11 protein-coding genes are annotated in these 16,215 nt (G+C 30.6%); 5 read left to right on the top strand and 6 right to left on the bottom strand.

The genetic code is table 11. The features are described 5' to 3' along the window. Window positions 1-6 precede the first annotated feature (6 nt). Window positions 7-1,743: an ABC transporter ATP-binding protein gene (locus tag BX611_RS11865; protein WP_115881489.1), complete on the top strand. Its 1,737-nt coding sequence runs from the start codon at window positions 7-9 to the stop codon at window positions 1,741-1,743. 102 nt (window positions 1,744-1,845) lie between these two features. On the opposite strand, the gene BX611_RS15080 is transcribed toward BX611_RS11865, so the two are convergent. Beyond that, window positions 1,846-1,995, bottom strand: a complete 150-nt coding sequence (locus BX611_RS15080) for a hypothetical protein (protein WP_162880049.1) — start codon at window positions 1,993-1,995, stop codon at window positions 1,846-1,848. 295 nt (window positions 1,996-2,290) lie between these two features. Next, window positions 2,291-3,250, bottom strand: a complete 960-nt coding sequence (locus BX611_RS11860) for a tRNA-dihydrouridine synthase family protein (RefSeq protein WP_115881487.1) — start codon at window positions 3,248-3,250, stop codon at window positions 2,291-2,293. Between the two features lie 575 nt (window positions 3,251-3,825). Here BX611_RS11860 and leuC point away from each other — a divergent pair. The 4 genes from leuC to leuB all read left to right on the top strand — a co-directional run bounded on the left by leuC (window position 3,826) and on the right by leuB (window position 8,846). Next, complete coding sequence (gene leuC, locus BX611_RS11855; RefSeq protein WP_115881485.1) at window positions 3,826-5,226, top strand: 3-isopropylmalate dehydratase large subunit; 1,401 nt, start codon at window positions 3,826-3,828, stop codon at window positions 5,224-5,226. A 112-nt stretch (window positions 5,227-5,338) separates the two neighbouring features. Then, on the top strand, window positions 5,339-5,935 hold the full coding sequence (gene leuD / locus BX611_RS11850) for a 3-isopropylmalate dehydratase small subunit (protein WP_115881483.1): 597 nt from the start codon (window positions 5,339-5,341) through the stop codon (window positions 5,933-5,935). 178 nt (window positions 5,936-6,113) lie between these two features. Next, the gene (locus BX611_RS11845) at window positions 6,114-7,631 is read left to right on the top strand and encodes an alpha-isopropylmalate synthase regulatory domain-containing protein (RefSeq protein WP_115881481.1); all 1,518 of its coding nucleotides are present in this window, start codon (window positions 6,114-6,116) and stop codon (window positions 7,629-7,631) included. A gap of 156 nt (window positions 7,632-7,787) precedes the next feature. Beyond that, the gene (gene leuB / locus BX611_RS11840; RefSeq protein ID WP_115881479.1) at window positions 7,788-8,846 is read left to right on the top strand and encodes a 3-isopropylmalate dehydrogenase; all 1,059 of its coding nucleotides are present in this window, start codon (window positions 7,788-7,790) and stop codon (window positions 8,844-8,846) included. A 62-nt stretch (window positions 8,847-8,908) separates the two neighbouring features. Here leuB and BX611_RS11835 read toward each other — a convergent pair whose 3' ends face one another. The 4 genes from BX611_RS11835 to BX611_RS11820 are packed head-to-tail and all read right to left on the bottom strand — an operon-like array spanning window position 8,909 to window position 16,113. After that, entirely contained in the window at window positions 8,909-10,471 is a 1,563-nt protein-coding gene (locus tag BX611_RS11835; protein ID WP_162880048.1) for an efflux RND transporter periplasmic adaptor subunit, read from the bottom strand. Between the two features lie 16 nt (window positions 10,472-10,487). Beyond that, on the bottom strand, window positions 10,488-11,210 hold the full coding sequence (locus BX611_RS11830) for a heavy-metal-associated domain-containing protein (RefSeq protein WP_115881477.1): 723 nt from the start codon (window positions 11,208-11,210) through the stop codon (window positions 10,488-10,490). A 3-nt stretch (window positions 11,211-11,213) separates the two neighbouring features. After that, complete coding sequence (locus BX611_RS11825; protein ID WP_115881475.1) at window positions 11,214-12,434, bottom strand: TolC family protein; 1,221 nt, start codon at window positions 12,432-12,434, stop codon at window positions 11,214-11,216. Next, window positions 12,424-16,113: an efflux RND transporter permease subunit gene (locus BX611_RS11820; protein ID WP_115881473.1), complete on the bottom strand. Its 3,690-nt coding sequence runs from the start codon at window positions 16,111-16,113 to the stop codon at window positions 12,424-12,426. Before BX611_RS11820 ends, BX611_RS11825 begins: the two co-directional genes overlap by 11 nt. Window positions 16,114-16,215 lie beyond the last annotated feature (102 nt).

Genomic DNA, 16,215 nt, shown 5'->3' with positions numbered 1-16,215 from the left:
AGAGGTATGAGTAAAACTAAAGTATCATTTTGGTGGGCATTTAAAGAATTTATTTGGCCAAGAAAGAAAATAATTTTTCTGGGATTAGTATTAATAATGGCCAAAAGTTTATCGAGCCTTGTGCTGCCCTATGCTAGTAAAAATCTGATTGATAAGGTTATACCTTCAAGGGATATAAGTGAGTTAACCACGTTAATTATTATTGTTTGTTCAGCGATTTTAATTCAAGCGGTTACATCATTTTCATTAACACGTTTGTTAAGTGTTGAAGCGCAACATTTAATATCCCTTTTAAGAGCAAAAGTACAACGTAAACTACTAACATTACCCATTAGTTTTTTTGATAATAATAAATCTGGTGCACTTGTATCACGTGTTATGACTGATGTTGAGGGTGTCCGAAATTTAGTTGGCACCGGATTGGTGCAATTAGTTGGTGGAACCATAACTGCAATTATTTCGTTAGTAATTTTGATTAAAATAAATGCTTTAATGACCTTATTTGTATTGGCTCCAGTTGCAATTTTTGCCGTAGTTGCCTTAAAGGCTTTTGGATTTATACGTCCAATTTTTAGAGAACGTGGAAAAATAAATGCAGAGGTCACAGGTAGGTTAACCGAAACCCTAAATGGTGTTCGTGTAATTAAAGGTTTTAATGCGGAAGCTCAGGAAAACAAAACTTTTGAAATTGGTGTGGAAAAATTATTTTTAAATGTTAAAAAAAGTTTAACTGCAACTGCACTTATGACTAGTTCTTCAACATTTTTATTAGGATTGGCTTCCGCAGGAATTATGGGAATTGGTGGTTATTTTATTATGAACAATACAATGACTTATGGTGAATTTGTATCTTTTACGTTGTTTTTAGGATTTATGATTGCGCCAATAGTTCAAATGAGTAATATTGGAAGCCAGTTAACTGAAGCTATGGCAGGGCTGGATAGAACTGAAGAATTAATGAACATGACTGAAGAAGATAATCCTGAGGTTAGAACACAGGTTTTAGATAAAATTGAAGGAGATATATTTTTTGAAAATGTATCTTTTAGTTATGAAAAAGGTAAAGAGGTGTTGCATAACATTTCATTTAAAGCGCCAAAAGGAAGTGTTACAGCTTTGGTTGGTTCATCAGGTTCAGGTAAATCTACCATTGCAGGTTTGGCAGCTACTTTTTTAAACCCTACTGAAGGTAAAGTTATTTTAGATGGTAACGATTTATCTAAAGTGAATTTAAACAGTTTTAGAAGTAGGTTGGGTGTAGTATTACAAGACGATTTTTTATATGAAGGAACCATTAGAGAAAATATATTATTTCCAAGGCCAAACGCTACAGAAGAAGAATTATTAGCAGCTGTTGAAGGTGCTTATGTTAATGAGTTTACAGATAGGTTTGCTGAAGGTTTAAATACTGTTATTGGTGAAAGAGGTGTAAAATTATCTGGTGGACAACGACAAAGAATTTCAATTGCACGTGCTATATTGGCAAACCCAAAAGTTATTATTTTAGATGAAGCAACTTCTAATTTAGATACAGAAAGTGAATCTTTTATTCAAAAAAGTTTACAAGCATTAATGCAAGATAGAACAACATTTGTAATTGCGCACAGGTTAAGTACAATACAACAAGCTGATCAAATATTGGTAATTGAAGAAGGAAATATTGTAGAGCAAGGAAAACATGATGATTTATTAGCTAAAAAAGGGCGCTATTTTGATTTGTATACTTACCAAAGTAGAATATAACGGGTTAAAAATAAAAAGCGTTTTTAAAGCCCTAATTTCTTTTTCAAATTTTGAACAAAAAAGCTTCTCAGTATTTAGAGAAGCTTTTTTGTTTTTAGCACTTTATGAATTGTAATTTTTTAAAAAATCGGTAAACGGCATTGGTTGTAAATTTCTCGATTCATAATGGGCTACATAGGTTTTGTAATTTTTCAAAGCAAATTCTTTAATAAATGTAGATGATTTTTTATCATCGTTTTTAATAGTTTTCATTTAATAAAAAAAAATTGAGGTGAACAAACGGTTAAATTGATTAATGCTATAAAAATAGAAAAGAAATTTAACAATTCAAATTGAGTTGTTTAAAATATCTGTAAATCAATGACTAAAACTAAAAAAAATAACTATTTGATAACTCAAGAGAACTATTTAATTTTTTTTTAGACATTTTAAAACAACTTTTTTACAACTATAAATCAGAAGTTCAAATTGGAATGGCTAAAAAATATGCCATTTTTAATATAGTTCCAGATAATGGCATTGTGAAAATTAATAAATATAAAAGCTTTTATTTCTTTAAATTCCGTTCTGTATTTAAAATTTCAGTTACTGCAGTTTCGTAATTTTTAATACTTTTTGCTTTTTTAATTTTTTTTAAACTCTTCCGAGGGTCAGAAAATGAAGTGGAAAAATATTCCCATAGGTGGTACATTTTCAGTAAAATATGAGTTGCTCCAGACAGCGATTCACTATATTGCTGGTAAAGAATAGTATGAAATTCAGAAAACAAATCAATTTTATTTTCTGGATATTGCAAGCTATTAATTTTTATCATACTAGGTAAAAAAGGATCGGCAATAAGCCCTCTTCCAATCATCCAATGGTCTATTGTTGGAAAACGTTGTTGCATTTCATTAAAATTAGCAACCGAGGTTATGTCTCCATTGTAATATAATTTATGCTTTGTAGTGTCAATACATTTTTGAAATGAATCTAAGTCTACACCTCCTTTATAAAGTTGTTTTCCAATGCGTGCATGTATTGCAATGTTTTTAAGAGGAAATGTATCTAAAATTGGTAATACTTGAAGAATTTCTTCACTGTTATTATAGCCTAAACGCATTTTCATTGAGACTAAAATATCAGATTCTGAATGTACTTTATTTAGAATATCTTTAATTTTAGAAGCATCGCTAATAAGTCCGGAACCCATACCACATTTTGTAACCATTGGGTAAGGGCAACCTAAATTCCAGTTTAATTCTTTATACCCAAGTTGCTTAACATAATTGGCTACAAATAAAAACTCATTTACATCATTTGTAATAATTTGAGGAATTACTTCCAAACCAACATTATTTTCTGGGAGTAAATCCCTTTCATAAGAATTTTTTATTTCAAATTTTCCATTTAACCGAATGTATGGAGAATAGAAAGTATCAATTCCACCAAAAATATTGTTGAAAGCATTTCTAAACCGAAAATCGGTAAAGCCTTGTAATGGTGAAGATAATAATGTGAAGCTCATAAAATAAAAATTATGCAAATATAACGCTCTTAATGCTATGTAACTATTTTTTTAGAAATTGAAAATATTTCTATATTTAAAAGAACATTAATTTTAATAAAATAAACATTTAAAACCTTAAATTATTTTTGGATATCGTAGTATTTAATTTAATTGAAGTGTTATTTCCTGAATAAAATTGCAGCACTTTTTAATTCTATTTTTTAAATAAACTCACTTAAAGAGAACTTTGATAAGAAACAATTTATATCAAAAATTAATAAAAGGGCATTTTAATTTGAAATATTTTCAAAATTTGAACTTTTAGGATTGATAAATATGTCAAATTAATAAAAGAAGAAAGCAACATGAACAGGTTTTGAAGAAGATTCAATTATGTTGAAATTTAGAATAAGTTTAATTGTGAAATGTTTAATTAAAACTAGTTAAATTAATACTTCTTAAAAAATTCTCCTTGGGTATCGTATATAAATAATAATAAAATTGACAGCATAATAGATTTTTTTAAATTTGCAGCCGTTCATACAACAAGGTATTTTAACAAAGTTGTATAAAATTTAAATAAAGAAAATTAAATGAGTGCTACATTATTTGACAAAGTTTGGGATTCACATGTTGTTCGTAAAATTAAAGATGGACCAGATGTGTTTTTTATTGACAGACATTTAATTCATGAAGTTACAAGTCCTGTTGCTTTTTTGGGTTTAAAACAAAGAAATAATTCAGTGTTATTTGCTGACAAAACATTTGCTACAGCAGATCATAATACACCAACAATAAACCAACATTTACCAGTTGAAGATCCATTATCGGCGAATCAATTAAAAGCTTTAGAAGAAAATTCTGCGGAATGGGGAATATCACACTGGGGATTAGGTCACCAAAATAATGGTATTGTACACGTTGTGGGGCCAGAAAATGGAATTACCTTGCCTGGTGCAACTATTGTTTGTGGAGATTCACATACATCTACGCACGGTGCTTTTGGTGCAATTGCATTTGGTATTGGTACTTCTGAAGTTGAAATGGTTTTAACTTCACAATGTATTATGCAGCCAAAACCTAAGAAAATGAGAATCAACATTACTGGTGAACTTGGTTTAGGAGTTACGCCAAAAGATGTGGCATTATTCATTATTTCTAAATTAACAACTTCTGGTGCAACAGGTTATTTTGTTGAGTATGCCGGAGAAGTATTTAAGCAAATGTCTATGGAAGGCCGTATGACTGTTTGTAACTTAAGTATAGAAATGGGTGCTCGTGGAGGTATTATTGCTCCAGATGAAAAAACTTTTGAGTATGTAAAAGGGCGTCCGTTAGCTCCAAAAGGTGCAGATTGGGATAAAGCAATGAATTATTGGGAAACTTTATATACTGATGATGATGCAGTGTTTGATAAAGAATTAACTTTTAGTGCAACTGAAATTGAACCGATGATTACTTACGGTACAAATCCAGGTATGGGAACAGGAATTTCAAAAAATATTCCAAGCGCTGATCAAGTTGAAGGAGGAGCAACTACCTATAAAAAATCTTTAGATTATATGGGATTTGCTGAAGGAGAAGCTATGATAGGAAAACCAGTAGATTATGTGTTTATTGGAAGTTGTACTAATGGTAGAATTGAAGATTTTAGAGCCTTTGCTTCTATTGTAAAAGGAAGAAAAAAAGCAGCTAATATTACGGCTTGGTTAGTTCCGGGATCACATATTGTTGAGGCAAAAATAAAAGAAGAAGGTTTATTAGATATTTTCCACCAAGCTGGATTTGTATTGCGTGAACCAGGTTGTTCAGCTTGTTTAGCAATGAACGATGATAAAGTTCCTGCAGGTAAAGTTGCAGTTAGTACTTCAAACAGAAACTTTGAAGGCCGTCAAGGACCAGGATCAAAAACATTATTGGCAAGTCCTTTAGTTGCAGCTGCAACAGCCGTAACAGGAGTTGTAACTGATCCTAGAACTTTATTGAGTTTATAAATTAGACTTTATAAATTTAAAAACTTAACAAACTAATTTAAAATGAATAGTTATAAGTAATAGTGGGAATTAAAACTTTCAACTTCAACTTTTTAACTTTAAACTTAAAATAATGGCTTACGATAAATTCGAAATATTAAAAAGTTCTGCGGTTCCATTACCAATTGAAAACGTAGATACAGATCAAATTATACCAGCTCGTTTCTTAAAAGCAACAGAGCGTAAAGGGTTTGGAGATAATTTATTTAGAGATTGGAGATATAATCCAGACAATACACCTAAAGAGCAATTTGTACTAAATAACCCAATTTATTCAGGTAAAATATTAGTTGGTGGTAAAAACTTCGGTTCAGGTTCATCAAGAGAGCACGCTGCCTGGGCGGTGTACGATTATGGATTTAGATGTGTAGTTTCAAGTTTCTTTGCTGATATCTTTAGAGGAAACTGTTTAAATATTGGTGTTTTACCAGTTCAGGTAAGTGCTGAATTTTTAGATAAAATTTTTAAAGCAATTGAAGTTGATCCAAACACTGAAATTGAAATTAATTTACCAAAACAAACAATTACTTTATTAGTTTCTGGTGAGCAGGAATCATTTGAAATTAACGGATATAAAAAAGATAATATGTTAAATGGTTTTGATGATATAGATTATTTAGCAAAAATGAAAGAGGAAATTAAAGAGTTTGCGGAGACAAGACCTTTTTAATAAAAACCTTGTTATTCTGAAATTAGTGAAACGAATTGAAGCTATTCGTTTGTCATATTGAGCCTGTCGAAATATGTAACTTTTTGTAATTTGAAAGAACTTAAACAAGCTCAGTTTGACAAAATAAGAAAAATGCTTTTAAACATTAAATCTTTCACATAAAATTGTTGTTTTTAACATGGAAAAAAGAAAAATTGAAATAATGGATACTACACTTCGTGATGGTGAACAAACATCAGGAGTATCATTTCCATCAGCAGAAAAGTTAACCATAGCAAAGTTGTTATTGGAAGAATTAAATGTTGATAGAATTGAAGTAGCATCTGCAAGAGTTTCAGAAGGAGAATTTCAGGCTGTAAAAGCAATTACTGATTGGGCAAATTTAAATGGTTATATTGAAAGAGTAGAAATGCTAACATTTGTTGATGGAGGAAAATCTATTGATTGGATGCTTAATGCTGGAGCGAAAGTTCAAAATTTGTTAACAAAAGGATCTTTAAATCATTTAACGCATCAACTTAAGAAAACTCCAGAACAACATTTTTCCGAAATTAAAGAAGTAGTTGATTTAGCTGAAAATGCAGGAATTAAAACCAATGTTTATTTAGAAGATTGGAGCAATGGAATGCATAATTCACCTGAATATGTTTTTCAATTTTTAGATTTTTTAGTTACACTACCATTAGAAAGAATTTTATTGCCAGATACTTTAGGTGTTTTAACACCTTCTGAAACATATAACTATTTTTCTCAAATAACTTTAAAATATCCAACTGTTCATTTCGATTTTCATGCACATAACGATTATGATTTAAGTGTTGCAAACGTAATGGAATCTATTAAAGCAGGTGCAAAAGGATTGCATTTAACTGTTAATGGAATGGGTGAACGTGCAGGAAATGCACCAATGGCAAGTGTAGTTGCTGTTATTAACGATTTCTTCAAAGATAAAGTTGAAATTCAAGTTAAAGAAACGGCCTTATATTCAACAAGTAAATTAATTGAAGCTTTTTCAGGAGTTAGAATTCCTTCAAATAAGCCTGTTGTAGGTGATAATGTATTTACTCAAACTGCAGGAATACACGCAGATGGAGATAATAAAAACAATCTTTATTTCAATAATTTAATGCCTGAGCGTTTTGGAAGAAAACGTAAATATGCTTTAGGTAAAACATCTGGTAAAGCAAACATTGAAAAAAATCTTCAGGAATTAGGTCTAAAGTTAAATGATGAAGATTTAAAAAAAGTTACACAACGCATAATTGAGTTGGGTGATCAAAAAGAATTAGTTACTAAAGAAGACTTACCTTACATTATTTCAGATGTTTTGGATAGTAATTTATATCAAGAAAAAATTATTATTGAATCGTATGTTTTAACCCATTCAAAAGGATTAAAACCTTCAACAACAGTTGCTTTAAAAATTGATGACCAATACATTCAGGAACATGCCCAAGGAGATGGACAATTTGATGCGTTTATGAATGCACTTAAAAAAATATATAAAAGTAAAGGATTGTCTTTACCAACGTTAGTTGATTATGCTGTAAGAATACCTCCCGGAAGCACCTCTGATGCACTTTGTGAAACAATAATTACTTGGGAAACAGAAGAAAAAAGATTTATTACAAGAGGGTTAGATTCAGATCAAACAGTATCTGCAATTAAAGCTACTCAAAAAATGTTAAATATTTAAAAAGAATTAATAAAGGAATTTAAAATAAACGTTCATTAACCTGAACTTTTTTAGTTCACATACAGGATTTGTTCATAGTGAAATTCTAAAACAAGTTTTGAATTACGTTTAATATTTAAGGTACTAATACAAAAAAAATAATATAAAAATATACAAATGAAATTAAACATAGCACTTTTAGCAGGAGACGGAATTGGACCTGAAGTGATTGATCAGGCAGTAAAAGTTTGTGATGCTGTTGCAACTAAATTTAATCATGAAATTACATGGAAAACAGCTTTAACCGGAGCGGCTGCAATTGATGCAGTAGGTGAACCTTATCCTGATGAAACACATGAAATATGTTTAAATGCTGATGCTGTTTTGTTTGGAGCTATTGGTCATCCAAAATATGATAATGATCCTTCTGCTAAAGTTCGTCCGGAACAAGGCTTGTTAAAAATGCGTAAAAAATTAGGCTTGTTTGCTAATGTGCGTCCAACGTTTACATTTCCATCCTTAATTGATAATTCTCCATTAAAAAGAGAACGTATTGAAGGAACTGATTTAGTTTTCTTAAGGGAATTAACCGGCGGAATTTACTTTGGTGAAAAGGGTAGAAGAGATGGAGGAGAAACTGCTTTTGATAACTGTGTTTACACCAGAGCTGAAGTACAACGGTTGGCTAAAAAAGGTTTCGAATTAGCAATGACGCGAACTAAAAAATTATGTTGTGTTGATAAAGCAAATGTTTTAGAAACGTCCCGTTTATGGAGAGAAACAGTTCAGGCAATGGAAAAAGAGTATCCTGAAGTTGAGGTTTCTTACGAGTTTGTTGATGCTGTTGCAATGCGTTTAGTTCAATGGCCAAATAGTTATGATGTATTAATTACTGAAAACTTATTTGGAGATATTTTAACTGATGAGGCATCTGTAATTTCAGGTTCTATGGGATTAATGCCTAGTGCTTCTGTTGGTTCTGAAAATCAATTGTTTGAACCAATTCACGGTTCATATCCACAAGCAACAGGTTTAGATATTGCTAATCCGTTGGCAACAATTTTATCTGCAGCAATGATGTTTGATATGGCATTTGGTTTAAAAGAAGAAGCGGAAGCAATTAAAAATGTTGTAAATAAATCTTTAGCTGAAGGTGTTGTTACCGAGGATTTAGCAGAAAAAAATAAAGCGTATAAAACAAGTGAAGTTGGGAATTGGTTAGTTGAAAACCTTTAATTTACCTTTAATAATATTTTAAAAAGCCATTTTCATAAAATGAAAATGGCTTTTTTTATTTTTTATTGATTCATTTTCATGGTGTGGTCATATAAACAACATATAGGTAATTTGTTGTAAGCATTTAAATCTCCATTAAATTTTTCAGTATCGTACCCAGAAGCTGCAATCGCTTTATGGATTTCTATTGCATTGGTTTTATTAGAGTTAAAAGTTACTTCAATTTTCTTTTTATCAACATTCCAATTAGCTTTTAACAACCCGGCAATGCTATATGCTGCTTTTTCAATGGTTTCTTTACACATGGTGCAGTTACCCCTAACTCCAAAAGTTAAAGTTGTTAATTCAGACATATCCATTGTATGATTTTCATGTCCAGTCATTACCTTTCCTCCAGGAGTGTTCATCATACTTTTTTTACCTTGTAATTGTGCAGCGGCATCTATTGTAAATGTTCCATTTGTAACAATTTCTTCACCTGCATTTAATCCTTCTAAAATTTCATATGAATCCCCAAGTTCATTACCTAAAATAACCTCTCTTAGTTCAAAAATAGGTGTTATACCTTGCTTTTTCACATAGACTACTGAACGTTTTCCTGTCCACAATACAGCGGTTTTAGAAATGGTTATTAAAACTTCTTTTTGTGATAAATCTTTTTTAGAAGTTAATTGCCCTTTTACAAACATTCCAGGTTTTAATTCTCCATTTCTATTGTTTAATTCTGCTCTAACTATCACTGTTCTGGTTGCAGTATTTAATACAGGATTAATAAATGATATTTTAGTTTTAATTTTTTTATTTGGATTCGCATTTGTTGTAATACTTATTTCATCACCTTTTTTTATTGATGAAAGTTGTTTTTCATAAGCATCAAAATTTGCCCATACAGTATTTAAATTTGCAATCATAAACAAGCCTTGGCCTTCTTTTATATAATTTCCTTCCTCCACCATTTTCATAGTAACAACTCCACTAACATTTGCGTAAATAGGAAAGTTGGTAATAATGCTCTTAGAGGTTTCAATTTTATTAATTTGATTTTCTGAGAGTTTCCAAAGTTTTAATTTATTTTTAACTGCATTGTATAATGAAACATCATTATTTTTAGATTCTAGCGCTGTTAGCAATTCTTTTTGAGCCGTAACTAGTTCAGGTGAATAAACTAAAGCTAAAAGCTGTCCTTGGTCAATTTTTTCACCAGTTGAGTTTACAAATAATTTTTCAATTCTTCCACCAAAATGACTTGTTTGAATAGCATTTGTTTTTTCATTTTCATTAATTTTTCCTGAAAGAATTATATTACTTGCTAAATTTGAAGTACTGCTAATTATTGTAGTTTCAATGTTTGCTAAGGCTAAAGCATTTTGTGACATTGTAAATTGATTTGCTTCCAATCCATTTCCATCAGCTTCTGCAGGAATTAAATCCATTCCACAAATTGGACAGCCACCAGGTTCAGGTTGCATAATTTGTGGGTGCATGGAGCAGGTCCAAAGCTGATTTTTAGTTTCAGTAGTTTTGTGATTATGTTCGTCACTTTTAGTTGAAAGGCTTCCAAAAATCAATCCTCCTAATAAAAATCCAACACCTAGTATTCCTATGTAAATTATATATTTTTTCATTTTCTTATTTTTTCATTTAATTTAATAACATCCAAAATGCCATAATTAGCATAATTGCATTTTCAATAAATGTGGCTTTAGTCATTGGTAATTTTAATGCGGTTCCTAAACAGGCACATTGAATTGATTTTTTATTTATCAATATTTTTACAACTCCAACAGTGGTTAAACCTAAAATAATTATAGTAACTATTAGCGCAAATTTAATTTGAAACCGCATTAGAATCATAAGCCCTAAAGCTGTTTCAATAAAAGGGTACAACCAGCTATAAATTGGTATTTTTTTAGCTAATGGATCATACATTTTAAAAGAATCAGGGAACCCTTTTAAATCCAGAAGTTTAAAAAAACTAAAAACAATATAAAACAGTCCCATAAAATCTAGCATAAATGAGTTAAAGTTAAAGCTAGTTCTGTTTATTAATATAGAAGCTAACGTTATATATCCAATAATTAAAAATAATGGAAAAAGCTGTTTTAATTCACTTTCTTTATGTTCAGGTGGAGTAATAGTTTTTTTAACTTTAAAATCTGACACTTTTTCTTGTATTGTATATTTATTGGATATTGCTTTTTGAAATGTTTCAATTGAGATATGATTTTTCATTTCAATAGTAGCTTCAGCATTTTCTAAATTAACAGCAGTATTTGTAACTCCTTCAATTTTATTTAATGCTTTTTCGATGTTGCTTCTGCAACCATCACATGTCATTCCAGATATTTTATATAAATGTTTCATTTGTTATTCATTTTTAGTTAAAAATTCTAAGGTTGATTTCTGAATGGCGTATTCCTTTTCTGAAATCACTTTTTTTAATTGAAATTTTAATTGTAATTGTTGAATTTCCAAGAGTTGCTCAAAATCTACTTTGGAAGTTTCATAAGCTGCCAACAATACTTTTTTTGCACTAGTTGCTTCATCAATATTTTTAATTTGCGTTGTTATTGAAATCTTTGAGCTTTCAAGGTTACTTTTAGCTTTTTCAAAAAGAGTATTTAATTTATTAAAGGTATTCACTTTACTTAATTCAATAGCTTTTTGTTCTAGCTGTAATTGCTTTTGTTTAGAACTGTATTTTTTTGAAAAAAGTGGAAATGAAAAGGTAACCATTGGCATTACAATATCCTTCCCGTTATCTTCCAAATCAACAATATTTCTATTTTGAATAAACCCATAATCCAACCCAATTCCAATAGTTGGCAACCCTTCTTTTTTGGTAGCCAGTTCCAATTTTTCTAAAGCATTTTTCAAATTATTCAATTGTAACATTTTAGGGTTTTGTGTAATTTGTTCTTTTTCAAAATCTACTGATTTTAAATTACCAACCTCTTTAATAATGTTTACATTGCTATTTTCTTCTCTATTTAACAATAAATTAAAAGCAATTTGTTTAGCCTTAAAACTTTCCTGAACAGCACTTAATTGATTTGTAAGTTCATTTTTTTCCATTCTAATTTTTAAAACAGCCAGCATTGTTGAACGATTGTTCTCAAGTTCATTTAAAGCCAAGTTTTCAAATGTTTTTAGAATATCAATATTCTCTAAAATAATACGTTCCTTTTCTTTTAGTTCATACAATTCAAAATAGGCTGTTTTTACATTCAAAAAGAGGTTTCTTTTTGCAAAATCATAATTATTTAATTGTGCCGCAGCATTTAATTTGGCACTCTCTTCTTTAGCGGTTAAAGTACCAAACCAAGGTAGCATTTGTGTTGCCGAAATTTTAGCTTTTTGTGCACCTACACGAGTTTCTGCCTCTTGAGCAAAGTATCCAACTGAAATGGTAGTATTTGGAAGGCTTCCAACCTCAACTACTTTTTCTAAGGCACTTTTATAGCGATATTGAATAGTTTGCAATTCAGGATTGTTTTTTACTGCAATACTTAAATAATCTTGTAAGGATTGTGCCTTTGATGTTAGTGTTATTAAAAACACTACTATATAAATAAGTTTAGTTTTCATTTTTCATTTTTTTTAATGAAACTTCTTTTTTAAAACTGAATAAAACCGGTACTACAAATAAGGTAATTAATGCAATGAGCATTCCTCCAAAACTTGGTATTGCCATTGGAATCATAATATCTGAACCTCTACCTGTTGATGTTAAAACAGGTAAAAGCGCTAACATTGTAGTTGCTGTGGTCATTAAACAAGGACGGATTCTTTTTTCACCTGCTTCAATTATTGAAGCTCTAATTTCTTGTTTTGTACTTGGCTTATTTTGTTTAAAAGTTTGTGTTAAATAAGTCGCCATTACTACACCATCATCAGTAGCAATACCAAATAATGCAATAAAACCAACCCAAACAGCAACACTCAAATTAATGGGGTGCATTTGAAAAAGTTCGCGAAGATTTACTCCAAAAATTTCAAAGTTTAAAAACCACGATTCTCCGTACAACCATATCATTATAAATCCACCTGCAAAAGCAACGGCTATTCCTGTAAATACCATTAAAGATGTGGTTACAGATTTAAATTGAAAATACAAAATTAAAAAGATGATTACCAAAGCTAACGGAACTACCAACGACAAGGTTTTTTCTGCTCTCAATTGGTTCTCGTAGGTTCCAGTAAACTGATAATTAATTCCTTTTGGAACTACCAATTCACCGTTATCAATTTTGCCTTGTATTACTTCCTGAGCTCTTTCAACTACAGTTACTTCAGCCTCACCATCTAATTTGTCAAATAATACATAACCCACTAAAAAAGTGTCTTCACTTTTTATTACTTGTGGACCTTGTTCATATTTAATGGTAACAACTTCAGATAAGGGAACTGGATTACCATTTGGTGTTGGAATATAAATTTTTTCTAAATCTGAAGGACTTGTTCTTTTTTCTCTTGGATAACGAACACGAACTCCATAACGCTCTCTTCCTTCTACAGTTTGCGTTAATAATTTACCACCAATGGCAACTTCTAAAATGCTTTGAATATTATTGATTGCCAATCCATAACGTGCTAATTTTTCTCTATTAATATCTATTAATAAGTATGGTTTTCCTATAATTCTATCAGCAAAAACAGCTTCTTTTTTTACTCCTGGAACTTGTTTTAAAATGTTTTCCAATTGTAAACCAAACGCTTCAATTTGAACTAAATTTTGTCCTTTAACCTTAATCCCCATTGGTGCACGCATACCAGTTTGCAACATTACTAAACGCGTTTCAATGGGTTGTAATTTAGGTGCTGAGGTTACGCCTGGTAATTTTGTAACTCGAACAATTTCATTCCAAATATCATCTGCCGATTTTATGTTTTTACGCCAGTTTCTATAATATTCACCTTCTGAATCTTCAATTAATTTATTGGTTTCAACTTTTGTTCCTGAAGCAATAAAAGGTCCTGTAATTGTTTCAAACAACCCATCTTCATTTATTTTAAATTTTAAACGCTTTCCATCTTCATCTAATTTATATTCAGGTTTGTAAATAATTACATTTTCATACATAGAAAGTGGAGCAGGGTCTAATGCGCTTTCAACCCTTCCAGCTTTTCCTACTACGGTTTTAATTTCAGGTATGGTTGCCACAGCCATATCTAATTGTTGTAAAACGCGTTTATTCTCGGCAATTCCTGAATGTGGCATAGAAGTAGGCATTAACAAAAAAGAACCTTCATTTAATGCCGGCATAAATTCTTTTCCTGTATTTTCCCAAACATTTACTCCAAATACAATAATTATTGTTGGAATACTTAAAAACAAGATTTTATTGTTTAAAGCCCATTTTAAAATAGTAATATATGACCTTCTAAATAATATAAAAATTCCCAATAACCCAAAACAGATTACACTTACAAAAATAAGGTTTGTGAAAATAGAATTATCTACACCTAAAGGTCTCCAGTACGCACTTAAAAATACAACAATAGCAACTGTTGAAATTACAATATTTATAAGGTTCGCTTTTTTTTCTGAAAGTATTTTACTGATTTTTAAACTACTAGAAATACCAAAAGCAATAAGAAGGAATGCAGCATAATAGCCGCCAATAATACCAATTATACCAGCAATAACTAACCCAAAACTACCAATATATCTTCCTTTTTTTAATGAAAATTTAAAACCAAATAACCAAGCGGCAAAAGGAGGAATTAAAAATAATGCCACAATTAAGGAGGCTGTTAAAGCCATTGTTTTTGTAAATGCTAAAGGGCCGAATAATTTACCTTCTGCACCAATCATAGTAAAAACAGGAATAAAACTTATAATGGTGGTCATTACTGCAGTTATAATAGCTCCAGAAACTTCTGTAGTTGCATTGTAAACTAGTTTATTGATAGGTGTTTTATTGCTATCTTCATCCATATGACGAATGATATTTTCAGAGAGAATTACACCCACATCAACCATAGTACCAATAGCAATTGCGATACCTGAAAGTGCTACAATATTGGCATCAACATTAAACAGTTTCATAGAAATAAACACCATTAAAACAGCAATAGGCAGTAATCCAGAAATTAAAACAGATGCTCTTAAATTAAATACCATTACAATAATTACTAAAATGGTAATTAAAATTTCTAAGGTTAATGCTTCATCTAGGGTGTTTAAGGTTTCTTGAATTAATTCTGTTCTATCATAAAAAGGAACAATGGTTACCTGAGAAGTTCTACCATCTTTTAAAACTTTGGAGGGTAAACCTGCTCCAATAGTTGTAATTTGCTTTTTTACATTGGTAATTACTTCCATTGGATTTGCACCGTAACGTGCAACCACAACACCACCAACAACTTCAGCACCTTCTTTGTCTAAAATACCTCTTCGTTCAGCTGGACCTAATGATACCTTGGCAATATCCTTAATTAATATGGAAGTAAAATCTTTTGAAACAACCACTGCATTTTCAATATCTTCAACAGAATTTATATAACCCAATCCACGCACCAAATATTCCGCCTGATTTATTTCTATGGTTTTTGCTCCAATATCTTTATTAGTATTTCGAGCTGCATTTACTACTTGTTCTAGTGAAATATTGTATTCTTTTAAAATATCTGGATTTACATCTATTTGATATTCTTGTACATAACCACCAATAGAAGCAACTTCTGAAACTCCTGAAGCAGATGAAAGCGCATATTTTACATAGTAATCTTGAATGCTACGCAATTCGTGTAAATCCCAGCCACCAGTTACATTTCCGTTTTCATCGCGCCCTTCAAGTGTATACCAATAAATTTGACCTAATCCTGTAGCGTCTGGACCTAAAGTTGGTTGTACATTATCGGGAAGTAATCCATTTGGAAGTGAATTTAATTTTTCTAAAATTCTACTTCTACTCCAGTAAAACTCAATATCTTCTTCAAAAATGATATAAATACTTGAAAATCCGAACATTGATGAACTTCGAATGGTTTTAACACCTGGTATTCCTAATAAGGAAGTTGTTAAAGGATACGTTATTTGATCTTCAATATCTTGTGGTGATCTGCCTGACCATTTTGTAAAAACAATTTGTTGATTTTCTCCAATGTCAGGAATGGCATCAACAGCCACAGGATTTCTTGGAAAATTTCCTGTTTTCCAGTCAAACGGAGCAGTTGAAACGCCCCACCCAATAAACAGTGCTAATAATAAAACTGCGACTAATTTATTTTCTATTAAAAATTTAATGCTTTTATGTAGCATAATAATTTAAGTTAAGTGTTTAGAAAAATATTTTTTTCAATAAAATACGAATAACAAAACAAGCCCAAATTAGAAACTCTAATTGGGTTATTTTCCTAAAAA

Origin of the sequence: Lutibacter oceani, assembly GCF_003384935.1 — a bacterium.
Lineage (GTDB): Bacteria > Bacteroidota > Bacteroidia > Flavobacteriales > Flavobacteriaceae > Lutibacter > Lutibacter oceani.
The sequence above is the reverse complement of the archived record's forward strand: the minus strand, read 5'-3'. Positions and strand labels throughout refer to the sequence as shown.